General features: G+C 61.9%; 22 protein-coding genes and 1 pseudogene. 5 read left to right on the top strand and 18 right to left on the bottom strand.

Features of this window, described 5'->3' with window-relative positions:
- Positions 1-89 precede the first annotated feature (89 nt).
- On the top strand, positions 90-839 hold the full coding sequence (locus F6X37_RS11025) for a nucleotide-binding protein (RefSeq protein ID WP_262419857.1): 750 nt from the start codon (positions 90-92) through the stop codon (positions 837-839).
- Between the two features lie 25 nt (positions 840-864).
- Here F6X37_RS11025 and F6X37_RS11020 read toward each other — a convergent pair whose 3' ends face one another.
- The 15 genes from F6X37_RS11020 to F6X37_RS10950 form a co-directional block, all read right to left on the bottom strand.
- Entirely contained in the window at positions 865-1596 is a 732-nt protein-coding gene (locus F6X37_RS11020; RefSeq protein ID WP_187611290.1) for a hypothetical protein, read from the bottom strand.
- The gene (locus F6X37_RS11015) at positions 1581-2150 is read right to left on the bottom strand and encodes a ParB N-terminal domain-containing protein (protein WP_187611289.1); all 570 of its coding nucleotides are present in this window, start codon (positions 2148-2150) and stop codon (positions 1581-1583) included. Before F6X37_RS11015 ends, F6X37_RS11020 begins: the two co-directional genes overlap by 16 nt.
- Positions 2131-3333: a phosphoadenosine phosphosulfate reductase family protein gene (locus F6X37_RS11010; RefSeq protein ID WP_187611288.1), complete on the bottom strand. Its 1203-nt coding sequence runs from the start codon at positions 3331-3333 to the stop codon at positions 2131-2133. Before F6X37_RS11010 ends, F6X37_RS11015 begins: the two co-directional genes overlap by 20 nt.
- On the bottom strand, positions 3330-3887 hold the full coding sequence (locus F6X37_RS11005) for a cupin domain-containing protein (protein WP_222944819.1): 558 nt from the start codon (positions 3885-3887) through the stop codon (positions 3330-3332). The genes F6X37_RS11010 and F6X37_RS11005 overlap by 4 nt, the downstream gene beginning before the upstream one ends.
- A 170-nt stretch (positions 3888-4057) precedes the next feature.
- Positions 4058-4786: a ParB/Srx family N-terminal domain-containing protein gene (locus tag F6X37_RS11000; protein WP_187611286.1), complete on the bottom strand. Its 729-nt coding sequence runs from the start codon at positions 4784-4786 to the stop codon at positions 4058-4060.
- Positions 4758-5375 carry a hypothetical protein gene (locus tag F6X37_RS10995; protein ID WP_187611285.1) on the bottom strand — a complete coding sequence of 206 codons (618 nt, stop codon included), beginning with the start codon at positions 5373-5375 and terminating at the stop codon, positions 4758-4760. The genes F6X37_RS11000 and F6X37_RS10995 overlap by 29 nt, the downstream gene beginning before the upstream one ends.
- A 184-nt stretch (positions 5376-5559) precedes the next feature.
- A complete protein-coding gene (locus F6X37_RS10990; protein WP_187611284.1) occupies positions 5560-5994 on the bottom strand; it encodes an antirestriction protein in 435 nt (144 codons plus the stop codon).
- A gap of 1 nt (position 5995) precedes the next feature.
- A complete protein-coding gene (locus tag F6X37_RS10985) occupies positions 5996-6508 on the bottom strand; it encodes a HigA family addiction module antitoxin (protein WP_222944818.1) in 513 nt (170 codons plus the stop codon).
- Positions 6509-7251: 743 nt separating this feature from the next.
- Complete coding sequence (locus F6X37_RS10980) at positions 7252-7452, bottom strand: hypothetical protein (protein ID WP_184060356.1); 201 nt, start codon at positions 7450-7452, stop codon at positions 7252-7254.
- A gap of 38 nt (positions 7453-7490) precedes the next feature.
- A complete protein-coding gene (locus tag F6X37_RS10975) occupies positions 7491-7961 on the bottom strand; it encodes a RusA family crossover junction endodeoxyribonuclease (RefSeq protein ID WP_262419856.1) in 471 nt (156 codons plus the stop codon).
- A complete protein-coding gene (locus tag F6X37_RS10970) occupies positions 7958-8575 on the bottom strand; it encodes a hypothetical protein (RefSeq protein WP_187611282.1) in 618 nt (205 codons plus the stop codon). The genes F6X37_RS10975 and F6X37_RS10970 overlap by 4 nt, the downstream gene beginning before the upstream one ends.
- Complete coding sequence (locus F6X37_RS10965) at positions 8544-9455, bottom strand: hypothetical protein (RefSeq protein ID WP_187611281.1); 912 nt, start codon at positions 9453-9455, stop codon at positions 8544-8546. Before F6X37_RS10965 ends, F6X37_RS10970 begins: the two co-directional genes overlap by 32 nt.
- A gap of 30 nt (positions 9456-9485) precedes the next feature.
- Positions 9486-9785: a hypothetical protein gene (locus F6X37_RS10960; RefSeq protein ID WP_187611280.1), complete on the bottom strand. Its 300-nt coding sequence runs from the start codon at positions 9783-9785 to the stop codon at positions 9486-9488.
- Positions 9786-9789: 4 nt separating this feature from the next.
- Positions 9790-10713 (bottom strand): hypothetical protein, encoded by a 924-nt coding sequence (locus tag F6X37_RS10955; protein WP_187611279.1) that lies wholly within the window; start codon positions 10711-10713, stop codon positions 9790-9792.
- Between the two features lie 6 nt (positions 10714-10719).
- On the bottom strand, positions 10720-11052 hold the full coding sequence (locus tag F6X37_RS10950) for a YdaS family helix-turn-helix protein (protein ID WP_187611278.1): 333 nt from the start codon (positions 11050-11052) through the stop codon (positions 10720-10722).
- Between the two features lie 211 nt (positions 11053-11263).
- Between F6X37_RS10950 and F6X37_RS10945 the strand changes: the two genes are divergently transcribed.
- The 4 genes from F6X37_RS10945 to F6X37_RS10930 are packed head-to-tail and all read left to right on the top strand — an operon-like array spanning position 11264 to position 14362.
- Complete coding sequence (locus tag F6X37_RS10945; RefSeq protein WP_316251955.1) at positions 11264-12322, top strand: lambda-exonuclease family protein; 1059 nt, start codon at positions 11264-11266, stop codon at positions 12320-12322.
- The gene (locus F6X37_RS10940) at positions 12319-13458 is read left to right on the top strand and encodes a recombinase RecT (RefSeq protein ID WP_187611277.1); all 1140 of its coding nucleotides are present in this window, start codon (positions 12319-12321) and stop codon (positions 13456-13458) included. The genes F6X37_RS10945 and F6X37_RS10940 overlap by 4 nt, the downstream gene beginning before the upstream one ends.
- A 49-nt stretch (positions 13459-13507) precedes the next feature.
- Positions 13508-14017, top strand: coding sequence for a hypothetical protein (locus F6X37_RS10935; RefSeq protein WP_187611276.1), 510 nt, complete (start codon positions 13508-13510; stop codon positions 14015-14017).
- 51 nt (positions 14018-14068) lie between these two features.
- The gene (locus tag F6X37_RS10930) at positions 14069-14362 is read left to right on the top strand and encodes a hypothetical protein (protein ID WP_187611275.1); all 294 of its coding nucleotides are present in this window, start codon (positions 14069-14071) and stop codon (positions 14360-14362) included.
- A 51-nt stretch (positions 14363-14413) separates the two neighbouring features.
- Here F6X37_RS10930 and F6X37_RS10925 read toward each other — a convergent pair whose 3' ends face one another.
- From F6X37_RS10925 to F6X37_RS10915, 3 genes and pseudogenes are all read right to left on the bottom strand, one after another.
- On the bottom strand, positions 14414-16126 hold the full coding sequence (locus F6X37_RS10925) for a recombinase family protein (RefSeq protein WP_187611274.1): 1713 nt from the start codon (positions 16124-16126) through the stop codon (positions 14414-14416).
- Positions 16127-16173: 47 nt separating this feature from the next.
- A pseudogene (locus F6X37_RS10920) lies at positions 16174-16626 on the bottom strand (MFS transporter); the annotation flags it as partial.
- Positions 16627-16760: 134 nt separating this feature from the next.
- Entirely contained in the window at positions 16761-18716 is a 1956-nt protein-coding gene (locus F6X37_RS10915) for an aconitase family protein (protein ID WP_187611273.1), read from the bottom strand.
- Between the last annotated feature and the right edge of the window lie 64 nt (positions 18717-18780).

Here is an 18780-nt window from a genome sequence, read left to right as displayed (position 1 = left end):
CATGTTAGGCTTCCGACCTCACCGGGGCAGCACGCGCTGGACTCAAGTCAAATCAAACTGGAGGGCATATGGCATCGGTAGCAGCCACAATGGCGAAACTCGCCGGTCTGAAGAGAGTCATCGACAAAACGCTTATGGGGACCGGAGCACACAAGTTGCCCATCCGACTATTCTCGCCAGACGATGTCGAAGCGTACTTCGCCGGGGTTGCAAACGCAGTTGAAGATCTACGCGAAACCCTACCGGATCTATACGGCGATTTTCCAGACGTAAAGGAGGTGGCGGACTCCGCCATGCAACCGAGCAGCGACGGCCGATCGCGCCCAAACTGGTATTCCCGTAGACAGCTTGAACGCCTATCGAGGAATGTTGATCAAGTAATCGAAATTCGGTCCAACAGTGAACTTGCAGCGCCGATCGCTGCGGCTCCACGCAGGGTATTTATTAGCCACGGGCGGGCAAAGGATTGGTACGAGGTGCAGTCGTTTATCGAACGCGATCTTAAGCTTGCGACGCTCGAACTTGCTCAAGAACCCAATAAGGGGTTGACCGTTCTCGGAAAATTGGAGGAAGCAGCAAATCAGTGCGATTCAGCCGTTATTGTCATGACCGGGGACGACAAGGACGAAAGTGGCCAATTACGTGCTAGAGAAAACGTTATGCACGAAATTGGATATTTCCAAGGAAAGTATGGGCTCGCGCGGGTGGTGGTGCTGCACGAGGAAGGGGTGAACATCCCGTCAAATATCCAGGGGCTCGTCTATATCCCCTTTCCACAAGGGTTCATCGAAGCGGCAAAGGCCGTCCTCATGCGTGAACTGAATACCATCTACGGGTAGTGTGCCTGCGCAGTAACACTCAACACTACCCTTGCGCGCTCGCGACAGCCCGCGCAAGTTCCCGCCCGAAAACCCGGTCGAAGTTCGCCGATACGACTGCTGCTGCGCGCTCGCCAAATCTGAGCCGCTCTTTCGTTTCGACGGGCGGCCGAAACTCGACCAGCAAACGAAGACGGCCGGTCGTGTTGACGTCTGCTCCCAGCGTATGCCTTCCCCGCAGCTTTTTACGCTGCCGGACGTTCCCTGAAATATCGGTCGCACGCTCGCGCAGAAACGGGCGCTGCCATACACCGTAGATCGTGCCGTGCTTCGTTTTGATCGGCCCCATGAACACGTCAGATCGCCCCATGTACTTGCGGATGGCGTTGCGTGGCAAGTTGCCATACTGGTTCGCCGATACGCCGACCGGAACGAGGTTCGCCGGCTTCGCGCCAAGATACTGCGCGCCGCCGAATTCATAGGGCGCGAGATACTGCGCGGTGCGGTCGCGGATATAGACGCGTGCGACGGGCGCTCCTTTGCGCGCGGGCTGCACGGCCACCGAGTTGACCGTAAAGGGCGTCGGGTTGTCGAACACCTGCGGTAGTGCGTTCTTTTCGGCGTCGGCGGCCAGCTTCGCCAGTTCGGTCACAGTGCGTGCTTCGGCAAAGGGCAATTGCCGATAAGCCAGCGCTGAGAGCTTGCGCGACACGGCCTCAATGTTCGAGCTGATCGACAGTTCAAGCATCGATACACGCAGCGTCAGGACGGAATCCACGCGCGGCCGAACTCCGCTTTTGCGAGGCGCTTGCCAACGCGTTCAGGCATGCCGGAGCGGTCTGCAAGTCTGTCTACTTCCTCCGGTTCCATGCCAAGGCCGCGCTCGATCTCCGGTACCGGTACGCCTGCCTCGATGATCGTGCGGACAATCCCGGCCATCGGCAGAACAGCGTGCGTCCCACGGGCGCGGTTGTGCCGGATCGTGGACATCATGCGGTGCACCGAATCGGCTTCAATCTCCGCAGCCGGAACGTAGCCGCCATACCGTTCGCGGATTCGCTCATCGCCGGAAACCAGCCAGCGATGATAGCCGTCGACGAGGACGTAACCGCTACTGTCTTTCAGCACGACAAGCGGCTGCGTGAAGCCATCCTCGAGTATCGAGAGAAGCAGCAGTTCGAGTTCCAGCGGGGCGACCCGGTTCGGGTTGTAGTCGTTTGCGCGCACGCAATCGCGATGTAACCACTTCACGCGTGAGACGGCAGCGCGTTCGATAGCGCCGCGCACGTCATCCGGCAGCGGGGAAGCTGACTCAATAGCGGGTGCCGTCATTGTCGGTTTCCATTGCGAGCACTTCTTCGAGCGTCAGCCCTCGCCGCTTCTGCTCTGCTCCAGCCAGCGTGACCAGCCCGCCGGCCTTGCGGTTCTTGAAGTCACCCTTGAGCGCGATCTGCGCGAGCGCCCGCCAGGACACGCCGCTCATCGGGTCGGCTCTTGTGTCGTCAATCGGCCGCTTCGTCTTGCGCTGATGTACTTCTATCGCGCGCTTGAGGGACAACGCCACGCGCGAGCGCCAAGGCTCATCGTAGAGATCGATAATCCGCCAGGTCCACTCCCGCCATGTCAGACCTTCGGGCGGCTCGCGCAGATGCGTACCGTAAAGCTCGGTCAGCGCATAGCGTGCCGCTGTCGCGGCACCTGGCACGCGAGCGGTCATCCGGTGCCACAGGTCGGGATAGCAGATCGCCCAGGTGTGCAGCAGGTTGAGCGGTTCTTCGCCAAACGGCGGGCAGACGCGCTGCTGGGCGTGCGCCAGGCCCATCGCTTCGAAGCGATCATACGTGCGGTTGTAGTCCCAGCCGAAGCACGACGGCGCGACCCAAACATCCTCGAACCGCCAGTCGTATATCGGATCGCACAACCACACGCTTCGCGCGTTAGGGCTCTGATGAATGTAGTTATCGACGCGCGAGCGCATGGTCATGCGCAACCGGCGCAACGACTCCTGAGTACGGATGCCGCGCAGCATCGCGACGGTCTGCGACTGTCCCGCGAATGGCAGATGACTGCAATCGGGAATCATCATTCCGCGCGCAAAACCCGGCATCGTCGGCTCAGCGCAGGACGGCATGGGGCGTACCCATTTCTCCCGCTCGTCGGGATTCCAGCAGTACCAGTACGGCTGCTGCCGCGAACAGGCGTTGCGGTGTTTGACCGGCACGCAATACCACGTAAGCGCGATATCGGGCTGCGCGCGCACCCGCTCCACATAGTCCTCGGTGTCGGGCGATATGCACTCCTCGTCATAGAAATGCACCTCGAGCGGCAGGCGTCCGGTCTCGCGAGCGACCGCGAGTGCGAGATGCAGTACGACCGTCGAGTCCTTGCCGCCCGAAAACGAGACGACGATCCGGTCGAATCTGCTGTAAAGATGCCGGAGTCTTTCGAGCGCTGCATCGTGGACGGTTTCGTCCACATAGTGCCGATCCAGCGTCAGACGCGCCTTACCGCTCATGAGCGTTCCAGTGTCGCATCGCCGGTCGTGCGGATCGCAGCAAGATTGCGGGCCGACACGCCATCCACGATGGTGCGGTTAATCATCGGGTGATCGTCGTCGGTCGGGCCGCAATCGGAATCCGGGTGATAGGCGAGCACGCGCATTTCGTCGCCCCGGTCGGTTGCGAAGTGGTGTCGGCCGTTCGCATGGATGCAGAAGATCATTCCCGCTTCGAGCGCGATGCGGGCATCCGCGCCCGCATTACGTGCGACGCACGTCCCGCGCCCTGAGAGAACGAGTCCAAGCCGGTCCGATGGATGCGTGTGTGCGGTCTGAAAAACGCCTGCGGGGAAGTACAGCAGGTTCAGACATGGATCGCCGCGGCGAACCGGCTGAACCAGCGTGGTATCACTGCACTGGTCGATATAGCGCAAGCGGCCCTTGTGCTCGACGGGCCCACCGATCATGAACAGGCCGCGCCAGCCAGCGCGCCGCATGATGACTCCGCGGCTGCTCCGTGCAGACAGCGTGAACCGGCCCGGAACGCAGAAGTACTGGCCGGCGTGCAGCATCCACGCATGGCCGTTGTGCTGCAGTCGCGCTGCGCCCTCATACACGTAGCCGAAGTGAGTCGCCTGCGGCTCAGTCATAGCGAGGTCGTCTGTCCACGCCTGCAATGCGTCAGCCAGATAGCCATGCTGCCAGCCGTAAGACGTGAAGGCGTGAGTTGGCGCGTGTGGGGTCATGGATTCAGCCATTCGCGAGCGATCAGTACCAGCGCCGCGCCGCTATCGGCTGCGCCGCGCGTCCTCGCGTGGGCAATGGCGTCAAACAGAATCTGACGGTCGGCCACCCGGACCATGCAGGAAAAGACTGCAAGCGCTGCATCGCGCACAGCAGAAGTACCGTCAGGGCTGACGGTAGCGTCGGCGGCTGTACTGACAGGAGTCCGTTCGCGCGTATCGGCGTTCGCGTCTGCAAAACCGAAATCCGTCGGGTCTGCGGCTTCGGCGGCCCGTGCAGCGTGATCGAGCGTGAGCCGGTCGGTGTCATCAATCAGTCGCGCCATGTCGGCATCGGAGAACCCGAGCAGATCGACTGCGAAACCTTCGTCGGCCAGCGCGGCGAGTTCTGCGGACAGGAGCGCGGCATCCCATCCGGCATTGAGCGCGAGCTTGTTGTCGGCGATCCGGTACGCGCGTTTCTGCGCCTCGGTCCAGCCGCGCGCGACGATGACAGGCGCGTCGGCGAGTTCAAGCCGGCGTGCGGCGAAAAGTCGTCCGTGTCCGGCGATCAGCGCGCCGCCCTCGTCCACCAGCAGCGGAATGGTCCAGCCGAATTCGCGCATCGATTCCGCAATGGCCTCGACCTGCGAATCGGTATGCGTGCGCGGATTGCGTTCAGCCTCGAGCACCCGCGCGAGCGGCCAGCGCTCCACGCGGTCAGCGGGCCAGGACGGCTGTTTGTTCATTCGGCGTACCGGATGCGCTTTCGTCGCGTACGATGCCCGCCTCGCGCAGCAGCGTATCGATGCGTGAGAACGCGGCATCGAATTCGCCGGCCTTCTGCCGCGTGCCGCTCAGCGCCGCGCCGAGAATCGCTGTATGCTCCGCTACCGTCTGCCGGTGCACGCCGCAGCGCTGGGCAAGACTGACCTGTGTCTCACTGGTATGCGTCAGGATGTTGGCGACGAGCGCGGAGCGCAAACGAATGTTCGGGGCGTGCCCGGTAAAGAGCGGCGCAGTGTGCGCGACGATCAGCGCGAGCGCGCCCGACCATTCGGGATTGGGATAGTGCCCCGCGCAGCAGGGACGATGACACGCGCAGGTCAGGTTTCGGGGTGCGTAGCTGAGCATGAGCAGCGCGCGCTGTACAGCGGGCAACTGGTCGAGCCGATAGCGGATACGCGCGGCCTGCGCGGTGGCGTCGGTACCGGTCAGCACGGTGTCGCCCGATGGCGACTGGTGCAGGACTGCGAGCGATGACGTACCGCCGCGCGAAACCGCGTGCGCGAGCGCATCTCGCAGCGCGGCGGCGGTGCCAGAATAGACATCTTTCATGGACGGCGTGAGCAGGACGTGGAAGCGCGTAAACGCAAAAAACCCGCACAAGGCGGGTTCGGGGCGAAGTCGGGGCACTAGCTGACTTTGCGTATATTCGACCGTTTTTGCCGGTTGTCAAGAAAAATCAGCACGAGAGGCCGACGCACCGCGCGTCGGCCTGGAAGATTCGCGTGGGATCGCGCTAGTCGATTGCCCTCAGAATCAGCCGGTTTTCGTCGTGCTGGCACGCGTACTCTCGCAGCGCGTAATACCGGTCCACCAGATCGTCATAGTCGCCGCCCTGATCGTGGATCGTCCATATCAGCCGGTTGAGCACAAACAGGCTGATCGTGATTCCGGCCGCGTCAGCGCTCATTGACGCGTCGAACTGATTGCCCTCAATCCTCAATGTCATCCGTTCCGGCGCGCGGGGAGCCAGATAGAAACTGCCGTTCGATAGCTCGTAAAAATTCCAGGCCCCGCGCGCATACTCTGGCGACAGCTTGCCCGCGTAGGAATACACCAGGTTCTCTGCAACCGGCCATAAAAATTTGCCCAACATTTTCGGGAGAAACCTCGGGCGACCACTCTCAGGGACCAGCTTTGCAGCGATTCCGACCGGCTTTTTCCTCGCCATCTCACGCCCCCCTGGAAGCGACGACAGAGGTCTGCGCGACGCGCGCCAGGGGAACGATCGACGCGAGTACGCCGGAGAGCTCCTGAGTCTCCTGCGCGATCTCGTACGCAAGCTGGTAGCCCATCCAGGTCATCGGATCGTCGGCGAAGAACACCGCAAGACGAACCGCCGTATCAGCCGTCAACCGGCGCTTGCCTTCAATGATTTCGCGAATGCGGCGCGGCGCCACGCTGATCGATTTAGCCAGCTTGACTTCAGTCACGCACGCGTCGGCGATTCGCGCAGCGAGCGCCGCGCCGGCCGTTTGAGGAAGCGCCGTTGCGCTGCTGGACTGGCTCGATGCGGGCGGCGTCGATGCGACCTTCGCGGGAGCCTTGGCGGGGGGCGTCGGCGCGACCTTCACTGCCGGAGCCTTGGCGGCGGGCTTCGCCGCGACCTTCGTCGCCGGAGTCTTGACGGCAGGCTTCGCCGCGACCGTCGCTTTTGCCTTCGGCTGAACCACGCTCTCGGCCACCGCTTTTTTCGCCGGCGTGTTCGTTGCTGCGCGGGTCGTGTCGGTCTTCGTCGATTTCATCTGGATTCCTATCTAATAAGTGGATGATTACAAACAACTGCATACCCACCTTAAGGCGACCGCACAGGCCTGTCCAGAGGCAAACTGCGGCCGGCCGTCGATTTCTCCCGAGGCGGCGAGGATGCCGCGTTGATGGGCGAGGATTGCAACCGGGGCGGCAAGGATCGATCGTCGCCGGGCGAGGATTGCACCTGAATCGGCGAGGATTTAGTGTCCGCTGGCAAGGTTTGATACGCGGCTGATCGCGCCTCCCTGGTCTGCTCCCGAATCCATTCGAGGGCGGCGCGGTGCGCGTCCCGGTACGAGCGCGAAGGATGGTCGCCGCGCTCGATTCCCTGACGGTAGGCGCGGCCGATCCACGCCCTCAGATCGTTCGACAGCGCGTACCAGTGTCGGCGACACCCCCACGTATTGCGCCGGACGATCTGTTCGCAACCGGGCCACGGACAACGGTGCATGGTTATGTCCCGTCCGTTCGAAAAATTTCATCAAACACGGTACGCAGGTCCTCTCCCTTGCACGGCCTGTGTCCAAACCATCTCACCGCGAGCGCCGCACACCTGTCAGCCCGCCCTTTCCACTCGCCGCCGCGGCGGATCGCTTCTGCGCGCACCTGGTCAGCCAGCGTGACGCTCACGAGCGGCGCGCATTCGGCTACCGGGAATCTGTTCATGTTTCCCCCCTCAGTGCGTCGCCGCGCCGGATTGCTGACGCGGGTCGGGCGGTTCGGGACCGACCAACGCAGCACGCGCGATCCTCGCAATGTCCGGTAGCGTCATTGCACTATGCGTGCCTTCCGCAAGGTCGGCGATCAGCGCAAGCGCGTCACGCAGACGTGCCGCGTCATGCAATGCGCGGGCGCGTATCTGGTCGGAACGGATCATCCTTACCTCTCGTTGTCGCGGGTTCATGTCGATTCCTCCTACAACGCGCCGAACCCGAGTGCGCATTGCTGCGCGGCCAGCGGTTCGACAATCACCTCGGTGCGCGGGTTGGTGCGGTCGATACCGTGATAAACGTGTTTCTCGCGCACCTGCCGGTCGTTCATGTACACGCCCGCCTGCGCCAGTTCGCGCACCCGCACGCCGCTGACCTTCACATGCGTATAGCGGTTCTGCAGCACGTCCAGAATCACCGATTCGTCCAGGTCCGGGCGCTCGCTTGCGTAGAAAATCCGCAGCGTGACGCGAACGGGTCCGGTCAGCTGAACGCGGCACAGCGGTGGAATCTGTCGCAGCGCGTAGCGTTCGAACGCGAGTGCCTTCTCCGACCTGATCGACATAGGCCGCGACCTGATACGGCCCGCGTCGTCGCGATAGCGGCGCGACACGATCGAGCGGCTATTTGCCTTGCTCGCGGGCTCACCAAGGATCGTGAAGGCGATAGCGATCACAGTGTCGCCTCCTGCGGTTCCTCGTCGTCCTCCCCAGGCACGCGCGACGGCGGCACACCACCGCGCGCGCGATACGCCGCTTCGAACACGGCGCGATACTGCGCACGCTCCGCGGCCGGCGCGTCGGCCGCGTAGGCGCGGCCCACCGACGACACCACGGCATCGGCCGCGACCCGTCGCGCTTCGGCAGTCAGCGGTCGCCCGTTGCGCGCCGAGCCACGTAGCAGCATCGCGAACGCCCACCGAGGTGAAGGCGTTACGCCCTCGATCGGTGCAAGCGCATCGCGCATGCGCGCCATGCAGGCATCGACCGTTGCCGCGTCGGCCCGCTCGAAAAGAGGCAGACGTGCAGGCCCGAAGCTCGCGCGCTGCACGACCGGTACAGGCTCGCAGAGTTCGAGGAATCGCGGCAGATCAGGCGGCCGCTTCTCGCGCGCCAGCGCGATCACAGCCCGGCGCAGATCGTCAGGCGGAACGTTCGCGAGCGATTCGCCCCACACGCGTTTAACGAGGTCGAGATCGGCATCGGCCCACAGCGCGGTGAAACGCGCGCCGAACGTCGCCTGCATGCGCGCAAACAGGCTAACGATCCACGTTTCGGGAAGTGCCTTCACCGCCGACACGATGCGCCTCCGTAATGCCCCCTTCGATCACTCCGGACGCTGGCCCGCTGGTGCGGGTCAGCCCCTGCGCGACGCGACGGTTTTCCGCTTCGCGCTGCTGCAACGGAGTCAGCGCTGGCGGCGGTGCCTGCGCGCCGTGAGCATGGCCATGCAGCCAGGACGCTTCGAAGCTGCCCCAGCCGCGTGTGCAACACACACGCAGCACGTCATTCATCGAGAGCCCGGCCTTCTGCGCTTCCCGCAGCACGCCTGCAAAGGCCGTTTCGGTCGGCTTGAGCCGTTTCCCGCTGCGCAGCGTGAGCCAGTCACGCGCAATCTGCGGCTCGACACCCAAAGATTCGAGACGCGCCTGCGCGTCGAAGCGCGAAGCGCGTATGTTTTTGGTTTTAGGTTTTAAGGTTTTAGGTTTTAGATTTACTTCATATACGCACTTTTCAAATGTGCTAACGCTTGCAGCGTTACCTTCTGCGTTAGCTTGTGCGTTACCACGAGCGTTAGCATCTGCGTTACCCTCAGCGTTACCCTGAGAGTCCGCATTTTTATGCCGCGAGACACGAATCGCCGTCCGGGCCCGCCGCTTGGCCTTCGCGCCGGTATGCCATTCAAAATGCGGCATCGAAATGCCGTTATCATCGACCGTGAGCCAGCGAACGGAAATCATCGCGTCCGCAAATCCGGTCACGCCCGCTGTCGAATCGACTAACGCTCGGGTAACGCTTCGAGCGTTACCATCTGCGGTGTGTTCATCGAACCACCGCCACACACGAATCAGCTTGCCCATAACCGCGTCCCGGTCGAGCGAAAGGAATGCCGCGATGGCCCATACTTCGGGCTTGTCCGGCGTGCTGGATTCGATCTTGAGCCAACTCATGGCAGGCGCTGTATTCGGGTGTACGCACGCTCACGGCTGTTCCGCGTGCAGCTCAGCGGCGAGCGCCAGCACCATGTCGCTCGCCGGGATGCCTGACGCGTCACGCTGCAATGCGCGTCCGCGTTCTTCCTCGTCGCGCACTACGGCCATACCGCATTCGAGTTGCAGGCGGGTCATTGCCGAATCGCGCAGAAAGACCTTGAAAGCGCGTTCGTAGTCGCGCAGCGTGATTGGTGCGCGATGACGCGGATATAGCAGAGGGCGTAGAACGCACTCCTGAACGAAGCCGCTTTCGGCGCTGAGTCCCACCGGATGTGCCAGATGTTCCATGATTTCATGCTCCTGTGGTTGAGGTGGCCGCGCAATGAGGCACACCCTGCGCATTGAAGTACTTTTCCTCAATCAGTTGGTCGGTCTCGGCGTCAAGCGCGCTGCCGTGTGCAACCTTCGCTTCGCCTTCCTGCCGCAAGAGTGCGGCGTTGTAGCGCCGCTCGGCAAGCGTGAGCAACGCCCGCTTGACGTATTCGGTCCTGGCGTCACGTTCGACCGGATAGCGCGGTTGCAGACCAGCATTGAACAAAGCGCCTTGCTCGGTCGGAACTTCTTCGGTCCGATGCACGTTCGCGCGCATGGTGCTTTCCGCGAGCTTCACCATTGAGGCAGTGGAAACAGACCGCTCAGGATCACGGATCGCGTGTTCGAACTGTTCTTCCGAAAGCGTTGCGATCTTCTGCCAGTCGGACGCCTGCCGCTTTGAAACGCCTTGGTCAGCCAGTGTCGGCTGATCTTTGATTGGCGGTTCCATGTTGGCACCGCCAATAACTCCACGTCCGACAAGTTGGCCGCGAGTGCCTTCGGCCTTGGCCTGCTTTAACAACAGTTCGCCCGCGCGCCGCTCGGCACGCAGGCGGATTTCCGTAGCGCGCTGTTCGGCTTCGCGATTCTTCGCCTGCCGCGTATAGACTTGAAGGGCCAGCGCCTTGTCGCGAAGGTCTTTCACCTCGTCGGTCCGATAGCACTCCGCAATCGCGACGCACATCGCTTCATAGCGCGCATCGACAAGCGCACCGGCAAGCTCACGCCGAACCGCAATCACGGTATCGCGTGATGACTTCATGCGATTCGCGATGACCGTGTTCGTCGCGGACGGATCGGCTTGAATCGCGGCGCGGATCGCGTCGCGGTGTGCCGAATAGCTCGACGGATAACTTTTGCCATCGGTCCCGGCGACGCGTTCGACAGCATCAGGTGTATTCATCGCGGGTTACTCCGTGAGTGCTTCGGATTCGGCTACACCGTCCCTGCTGCCGGGCGATGATGTGCGTAGCTGGCGCGCGAGCAGTGCCCACCCCTGCGCAAAATCGGGCCGCAGCGTCCACGGCGTAACCTCCGGATCGTTCGCCACTGCCACGATGGAGGGCACGTATTCCAGCGGAACCATACGGGAGACGTGCAGCCAGTTGGCAATGTTCTGTTTCCTCACGCCGATGGCCTGCGAAAGCAGCAGATGCGATCCGCAGATTTCCACGGCGCGAATCAATGCATGCATACCGGGATAGCTGCGCGCAATGGCAACAGCTTCTATAGATCGCGTCATGGTTTCTACTCCCGAAAAGAACATCAGTCGTGCTGAACCATAGCCCCGGCAAACGGCCGATTCAAGCCAGTCAGTCCAGCTTTACAGCAATTCCGACTTTCGATATTGCGCTGCGTATTGACAAAATATCGATGGCCTAACACCGCGGGTTTGCGAAGAGAATGAGGGTTGAAATGAGGGTAACGATGAGGGTTGAAATGAGGGTAGCGGTGTGGGTCGAAATGAGGGTAATCGACCTTTTCAAATATTTTCACGAAATTTAGCGCTTGCCCCCCATCGCGCCGTTCTCCTATCGTTTTCTTCACGCCGCCGCCCACCCGGTAGCGGTCTTCTGTCAGTGAGTGAATCTATGAACGCGCGTGAAGAATGGTTGGCTTTGCGAAAGAAAGGTGTCGGCGGGTCCGATGCCGCCGCCGCGCTCGGGCAAAGCCCGTACACCACGGCGCTTGAACTGTACTACGACAAGATTGGGGAACAGGTGCCCCGCGACATCGACGCAGACGGACTTGAGCGTACCGACTTCGGTCGCGCGCTTGAAGGCGTGGTCGCGAGCCGCTATGCACACGTCTACAGCGTACATCTGCGGCGGCGGAACCAGATCATCCGGCATGCGCGATATCCGTTCATGCTCGCGAGTGTGGATCGCACGATTGATGGAATGAAGGCCGGACTTGAAATCAAGACCGTCGACCAGTTCGCGTACAAGCTGAGCGGTCTGTGGGGCGAGCCGGAAAGCGATGAAGTACCGCCGCATTACCTGCTGCAATGCGCGCATTACATGGCATGCCTTGATTACGCCGTGTGGTATCTCGCCGCACTCGTCGGTGGTCACAGGATGGTCCGCTATGTCATCGAGCGCGACCGCGAACTGGAACAGATGCTCATTGACGGTGAATGCCTATTCTGGACGCACGTCGAGACGCGCGAACCGCCGCCGCTCGATTACGAGCATCCGCACGCCATCGGCCTGCTCAGGCGTCTGTACACCGGTACCAATGGCGGGACCATCAATCTGCCCGAGGACGTGTATCACTGGCATCGCGTTCGCATGGATGCCGAGGAACACGTCAAGTCCTATCAGGCGGCGAGCGACGCCGCGCGCGCCCACATCCTGCACGCAATGGGCGAGGCCGCCATCGGCCGCCTGCCAAACGGTGGCGCGTACAAACGCAAGACGGTTCACCGTCCGGCATATCATGTCGAAGACTGCGATTACACGACGCTGACCTACTCCAGACCGAAGGCCGATACACAGGAGAAGGACGCATGAGTACCGACATTCAGCAAGTCCAGAGTGAACGCTTCACGCTCACGCCCAGCCTGTTGCAGCAGGTCGATCACCTGGCCGACATGATGGCGAACGGTGGCGTCGCCGTGCCCGAACATCTGCGCGGCAAGAAAGGCGCGTGCTTCGCGCTCACCATGCAGGCGATCCGCTGGGAAATGGACCCGTTCGCGGTCGCGGCAAAAACGCACGTCACGAAGAGCGGGCAGCTTGGATATGACGGCCAGCTTATCGCCGCGGTGGTCATCGCGCGCGCACCGATCCGCAACCGGCCCGAATATGAATTCGTTGGCGACTGGTCGAAGGTGATGGGCAAGTGCGAGGCCCGCAAGTCCGAGAAGTCGGGCGGCGAGTACTACATCGCGACCTATACCAAAGCCGAGGAGGAAGGGCTTGGTGTAATCGTCAAGGCGACATTCAGGGGTGAGACTGAACCCCGCACCGTACAGGTGATGATGTCCCAGGCCTATCCGCGCTTTTCCACACAATGGGCCACCGATCCGCAGCAGCAGATCTGCTTCCTTGCGATCCGCAAGTGGGCGCGGCGTCATACGCCAGATGTGCTGCTCGGCGTGTACGCGCCAGAGGAACTGGAGTTCGACGCGCCAGGGCCGCGCAATATGGGACCGGTCGATGAGGTCCCGCGCGAAGATGTGGTCGGCAACTCGCGCACCAGTAGCGTGAAGGCGAGCATGAAGAAGAACGTCACACGGCGCGAGAGCGCGCCCACGCTTGATGAAGTGCTGAAGGCCATCGCGGACGCATCGAGCGCCGATGAACTGACCGCCGCAGGCGAGCGCGCAACAGGATTGCGAACACATCAGGAAAAGGAGATTGCCCGCACCGCCTACGCCGACAAGCTGAACGCCGCAAGGGCAGCCAGGCGCGTCACGAAGAAAGGCGAAGGGGAAGATACGGGCGACGGCGCGCCACAGGCAGCAAGCGCCGATTTGCTCGTTGCAATGACCTTCGCGAAAGTGATGGATGCGCTGGAAAAAGCAGACTCGCCCGACGTGCTGGACGTGGCAGCCGATCTGATCCGCAACGTACCCGAAGAAGAACAGCGCGACGAACTGGAAGAGTTCTATATCGCAAAGCGCGACAGACTCCAGGGGGCGTGATGAACGGCTATTACCGGTACCGCGTTCGATGGACACACAAGGAGCGTTCATGATGAATTTCACGAGTCACGAAATTATGCTGGAGCACATCAATACGCGCACCGAGCATCACGGAGACGATGAGGTTCTCACGCTCGATCTGAAAATCACGTTCGACCTTCCGAACACGTCTCTTGACCAGCTATCGCCCACCCTGCGGTCATCGCTCTATGATCGGGACGATACCGGGGACATGATTGACCCCGACAACATGCCAAACCTGCGCAATCCGCAATTGGGTTTGCTTCGCTGGACGGGCAAATGGTCGCCTGTGCTGTTTGTGTTTGATGCGACCGACGACGAGGACGACGACCTGCGATTCCACGATGCAAAGCTGGACCGGCTCACGTTCCTTGCGAAACATGGCGGGACGTGCTCCTATAGCGCGCGCATTCAGGTCCATCCCGAAGATACCGACATAAGCGCCCGCATCCTTAACCGTCTGCATGCGCCCGACGCGCGCGGCACGCTTGAAGCGTCCGACGAAGCACTCAACGGCAGCGACGGGGATGATGGATGAGGGCCTGCCCTAGCTGCGGACACGCGGACAGTAGAAACGGGAGGATGCACCATGACTGACGTAACCAGCCCGATAGATGACCCGCACTCGGAAAGCCGGGCCATCCTGCAACACTCATGTGTTGTCGCTGTCATCTGGGAGCACTACACCATCACGGACACCCAAGGCAAACCGGCCACGCTCGCCATCGTTGATGAGCAGGGTAAAGTGCTCGATAGTGGGCCCGAGGTCCAACAGGAAATCTGGGACCTGGCAATTCTCGCCTACAGAAAATACCTCGTTGGCGAAGGCTATCTGCGGATTCACTCCACGCCTGAGGGTCTGTTTCAGGATAAGGATTGGTAAAAAAATGGTTGCCGCCCGGCAACCACCCACATAAAACACGACTACGCATCCCTATCTAATACGCGGCTTGCGCGACGGTCCCCGCGCTTTCAACATCGTGTCCGCGTGACCCTTGCTGACACCAACCAACTCGCCGGTCTGCCGGTTAATATCGAACCCAACCATTACGCCGCGCTTCGAAGTGAGCTGTACGTGGATGTGATCCCCCGAGAGGTCAAGCCCTTTCATGAACACTTCGATGCGCTCGAAGGTATCCTGTATCAGCTTCCGTGCCTGCATCCGCGCATCTTCATCGAGTTCCATCACCGCATCAACGAGCCTTGCCCATTCGTCCGCGCTCGACGGCTTCGCCTGTGTGTTGATCGAGAGTTCGCGTTCCAGTTCGCTCACGGCGCGTTCTGCGTCTTTCTTCTTTTTCTCCGTCTCGCGCATCAACATGATATAGCTCGCGGGTGTCGCTTCATCATCTTCGAGCAGTGCATCACTGAATCCCTTCAGCTTGGCTTCGAGATTAACCACGACTTTGCGTTTTGCAGCGAGTTGCAACATCAACGGGCTAACGGTATCGATGCCTTGCTGTAGGTGCGTGAGCTTTAGCGGATCAGCGCAGTAATCCATGATCGCCCGCTCGACCGACTCTGCTGAGCAACTTGTCACCGCAGCCAGGCAGTGTTTACCATTTCGCTGATATTGATGGCAGCGCAGACGGCGCGCGTACGCACGGCGCTTCCCTGCATCCGGCCTGTACCGATTCAGGTTCTGCGAACAGACGATTGCGCCGCAGTATCCGCATAGCGTGATACCCCAACCGGTCACGATAGACGTGACGATACCCTTACCCTTCCTGAAGCCCCGCTTCGCAGCCAGCGCCTGCAACTCATCAAACTCTGCTTCGGTCAGCAGTGCTGGATAGTAGCCGCGAAGGGTGTACGTCTGCCCGCCAGTGGTGATCACCTTATCACCGACCAGCGCCCGCGAACTGAGCGTGCGGTTGATGGCGGTAACGGGGTAACGTTCGCTCACCACCAACCCCTCTTCCGCGAGCCGCTTCGCAGTCCCGATACCACCATATCCGGCACGATAGAGACTCAGTGCGCGCCGCCACGCTTCGGCTCGCTCCGGTATAAGTTCAAACTGCGCGAGCTTGCCGGGATTATCGACATAGCGCACCCATGACGGGGCTTGTGTTGGGCTGCCAACCAGCCCGCGAAACGTCCCGTCAATCCATTGTTCGGCCCGCTTGCGAAAGGCATCCCCGACAAGTTGACTTTTACGGTCACTTTCTTCGTGCGCGCGAATCATCGACAGAACGCTATAAATCAGGCTCATCGGATCAGCGCGCAAACTTTCGGCGTTGTATTCGCGATTATCGGCGGCTGTAACAACGGTAATACCCGCATTCACGATATTCGCAAGCTGGGCTTGAGCATCAAGCGCGCTGGCCCGTGAAAGGCGGTCGAAGTTTTCAACGATGAGCACCGAGCCCCACGGAATGCGACCTTCCTCAACTGCTTTCAGGAATGTGCCGAGCGCTCCCTTTTTGACGTGCTTCTGGTGATACGCGCTCAGACCCTCATCGCGCATGGAAAGCGATTCGTCAAGCTCCAGGCCACGCGCGGCGGCCCACTTGGCGGCGTACTCTGCCTGACGCTCTGCGCTCGTACCGAGCGCCTGCTTTATTGAACTGAAACGGGTGTAGCTGTAGACCCTACCAGGGGGAGGCGACGGGTTCGATTTACGCGTGGATTGGTGTATTGTCGACATTTGGTTTCTACCATAAAAACAGCAGGAAACCTAAGTATATATTCGACAACAGCAACCTTCGCCGCGGTGTACCACAGCAGCGACCAGGTGAACACCGCGCGCCGCCCGAAGCGATCCGCGAGGAAACCGCACGCGATCGTGCCGATAAACAGGCCGCTAAACAGCGCGGCGATGAAACTCGCGACGCCGGTCGAGCCGAACAGGCCATGCGTGGTCGCGGTCAACATGCCGCTTTTCACGAGGCCCGGCGCGATATAGCCGGAGTACAGCAGGTCGTAGAGTTCGAAGAAGAAGCCGAGGCTCAGCAGCACCACGAGCTTCCAGACGGAGCGCGTGGCGGGCAAGCGGTCGAGGCGCGCCGAAATGCTGCCGGCGTCGAGCGATGCGTGGCCCGCCACCTGCGCGGGCGTGCTGCGCTCGGCGCTGCCGGCCGCGTCAGTGGAATGCGCCACGGTACCGCCGCTGCGCGCGACGGACCCCGCGGGATCGGGGAATGCCATGTTGTCTGTCTCCTTCTGTTGCGACTGCTTTTACGGCAGGGCTGATCGCTTACCGCGGCCGGTTCGATGCCGGCCTTGCGTCTTGTCGCGCGTCGCACGCGCCACGATGGGTCGGCCGGAGTCCGGCCAGCATTCTAGCCGTGCCCGCGTTGCAATTGTTCGAACGTGGTGATTTTCCCGGCCAGCGCGCTCGCCGCGACCGTGTACGGGCTCGCGAGCCAGACGTCGCCTGGTCCCGAACGGCCGGGGAAATTGCGGTTGATCGCGCTGATCGTCACGTCGTTCGGGTTGGCCGATTGTCCCGGTCCGCAGTTTGCGCACGAGCCGCAGCCAGGCATCACGAGCGTCACGCCCGCGCGCTCGAACACCGGCAGATAGCCCTGCTCCTCGCAATACGCGCGCACCGCCATCGTGCCGAATTGCAGATACAAACGCGTGCGCTCGGGCACCCGTAGGCCGTGCTCGACGCCCCAACGCAGCACCTCGTGATAGAAATCGAAGTCCTCGCGCTTGCCCGCGGTGCACGAGCCGCCGTACGCGATATCGATCGCGACGTCCTGTTCGAGCCGCGTCGCCGGCACGCCGTTTCCGGGGTCGCCCGGACGCGCGAGCATCGGTTCGATCGCGTTCGCATCGATATGGATCGTGTCGCAATAGGTCGCGTCCGCGTCGCTTTTCATCCAGCCTTCCAGCACGAAATCGACGCCGCGCCGCTCCTTCAGGAACGCGACCGTGCGCTCGTCCGGTTCGACGATGCCGGTAAAGCCGCCGAGTTCCGCGACCATGTTGGTCAGCGTCGCACGTTCGTCGATCGACATCGCGCGCACCGCCGCGCCGCCGTATTCGAACACGAGGCCGATCGCGCCGCCCGAGCGAATCGCCTCCATCCGCAGCAGATGCAGCACGACGTCCTTTGCGGTCACGCCGTCGCGCAACTGACCGTCGATCTCGATGCGCAGCGTCTCCGGCACTTTGCAGCGCACGTAGCCCGTGACCCAGCTATTGGCGATTTCGGTCGCGCCCGCGCCAAATGCGAGGCAGCCGAGCGCGCCCGAATGCGGCGTGTGCGAATCGGTACCGCATGCTACCTGGCCCGGCAGCGCGTATTGCTCGGCCATCAACGCATGACAGATGCCCTCGGAGCCGGGCACACCATCGAGCGCGCCGTGCGAGCGCACCGGGTAGCCGCGCGAAAACGACGTGTGGCCTTCCATCAGATTCGCGACGCCCGGCAACAGACCGTCGCGCACGTGAGGGATGCTCTGCGGCGCGAGCACCAGATGATCCTGGAACGCGATGATGTGATCCGGCGCATGCAGCGGCGCGGGCTTGCCGAACGCCCGATGCATCAGATGCGCGCACATGCCGGTGAAATAGTCGTGGCTGAAGCGCCAGTCGGCTGCGATGAACACGCCGTCGCCGCGCTGCGCGCTCGCGGTGCCCGGATGCAGATGACGGTCGATGATCTTCTCGACCAGCGTTCTCGGCTCGGCGCCCGGCGCCTCGTTCGGGGCATCGCTCGCGCGCTCGCCCGGCGCGGGCCACTCCGCAAACCGGCTATACGCGAGCAGCCCGCCGCTGCGGATGATCTGCTGCGTGAGCGAGTCGCGGCCTTTGAGGAATTCGTCGATCGGCACCGCTTCGCCTGCAAGCAGGCGATCGAGCACGGAAAAATCGGTCGTGGTCAGAATGCCGATGTTGTCGCAGTTCTGCTGATAGATACGCTCGAAGCTCTCGGCAACGATCAGGCGAATACCTGCGGACAACTCCGCGAGCGGGCTCGATTCGCGCGACGAGCCCTTGCCGTAGCGCTTGCCGGCCACCGTCACGCGAAAGCCGCCGTCCTTCACCGCATTGCGGCCGATCGGCAGACGCTCGCCGGCCTTGAAGCCGACGTACGGGTACTGGCCGAGGCGCTCGTCGTAGGTGAGCATTACGGTGACGGGCGTGATCTCGTCCGTCGACACGTTGTCGCGCAACGGCCCCGCCGTGTCGCGAGTGAAGTTTTCGCCGGCCAGTTGCGCCTCGATCACGGCCGGGTCTTGCGACAGGTACAGCACGCGGCCGTCCAAACGAATCGTATCGCTCATCACTGCATTCTCCTTGCGCTCACTATACGGCGCGCAAGGTGGATGCCGAAGTGCCGGTGCGGCA

Source organism: Paraburkholderia sp. 31.1 (assembly GCF_014397645.1).
Lineage (GTDB): Bacteria > Pseudomonadota > Gammaproteobacteria > Burkholderiales > Burkholderiaceae > Paraburkholderia > Paraburkholderia tuberum.
The sequence above is the reverse complement of the archived record's forward strand: the minus strand, read 5'-3'. Positions and strand labels throughout refer to the sequence as shown.

Coding starts and splice junctions, on each gene's coding strand:
- F6X37_RS11010 (WP_187611288.1), bottom strand. CDS start 3,333: ATGAGCGGTAAGGCGCGTCTGACGCTGGATCGGCACTATGTGGACGAA.
- F6X37_RS10965 (WP_187611281.1), bottom strand. CDS start 9,455: ATGAGTTGGCTCAAGATCGAATCCAGCACGCCGGACAAGCCCGAAGTA.
- F6X37_RS10980 (WP_184060356.1), bottom strand. CDS start 7,452: ATGATCCGTTCCGACCAGATACGCGCCCGCGCATTGCATGACGCGGCA.
- F6X37_RS10925 (WP_187611274.1), bottom strand. CDS start 16,126: ATGTCGACAATACACCAATCCACGCGTAAATCGAACCCGTCGCCTCCC.
- F6X37_RS10935 (WP_187611276.1), top strand. CDS start 13,508: ATGATGAATTTCACGAGTCACGAAATTATGCTGGAGCACATCAATACG.
- F6X37_RS11000 (WP_187611286.1), bottom strand. CDS start 4,786: ATGAACAAACAGCCGTCCTGGCCCGCTGACCGCGTGGAGCGCTGGCCG.
- F6X37_RS10950 (WP_187611278.1), bottom strand. CDS start 11,052: ATGACGCGATCTATAGAAGCTGTTGCCATTGCGCGCAGCTATCCCGGT.
- F6X37_RS10990 (WP_187611284.1), bottom strand. CDS start 5,994: ATGGCGAGGAAAAAGCCGGTCGGAATCGCTGCAAAGCTGGTCCCTGAG.
- F6X37_RS10915 (WP_187611273.1), bottom strand. CDS start 18,716: ATGAGCGATACGATTCGTTTGGACGGCCGCGTGCTGTACCTGTCGCAA.
- F6X37_RS10995 (WP_187611285.1), bottom strand. CDS start 5,375: ATGAAAGATGTCTATTCTGGCACCGCCGCCGCGCTGCGAGATGCGCTC.
- F6X37_RS10930 (WP_187611275.1), top strand. CDS start 14,069: ATGACTGACGTAACCAGCCCGATAGATGACCCGCACTCGGAAAGCCGG.
- F6X37_RS11015 (WP_187611289.1), bottom strand. CDS start 2,150: ATGACGGCACCCGCTATTGAGTCAGCTTCCCCGCTGCCGGATGACGTG.
- F6X37_RS10955 (WP_187611279.1), bottom strand. CDS start 10,713: ATGAATACACCTGATGCTGTCGAACGCGTCGCCGGGACCGATGGCAAA.
- F6X37_RS10940 (WP_187611277.1), top strand. CDS start 12,319: ATGAGTACCGACATTCAGCAAGTCCAGAGTGAACGCTTCACGCTCACG.
- F6X37_RS10960 (WP_187611280.1), bottom strand. CDS start 9,785: ATGGAACATCTGGCACATCCGGTGGGACTCAGCGCCGAAAGCGGCTTC.
- F6X37_RS11005 (WP_222944819.1), bottom strand. CDS start 3,887: ATGCTGCACGCCGGCCAGTACTTCTGCGTTCCGGGCCGGTTCACGCTG.
- F6X37_RS11025 (WP_262419857.1), top strand. CDS start 90: ATGGCGAAACTCGCCGGTCTGAAGAGAGTCATCGACAAAACGCTTATG.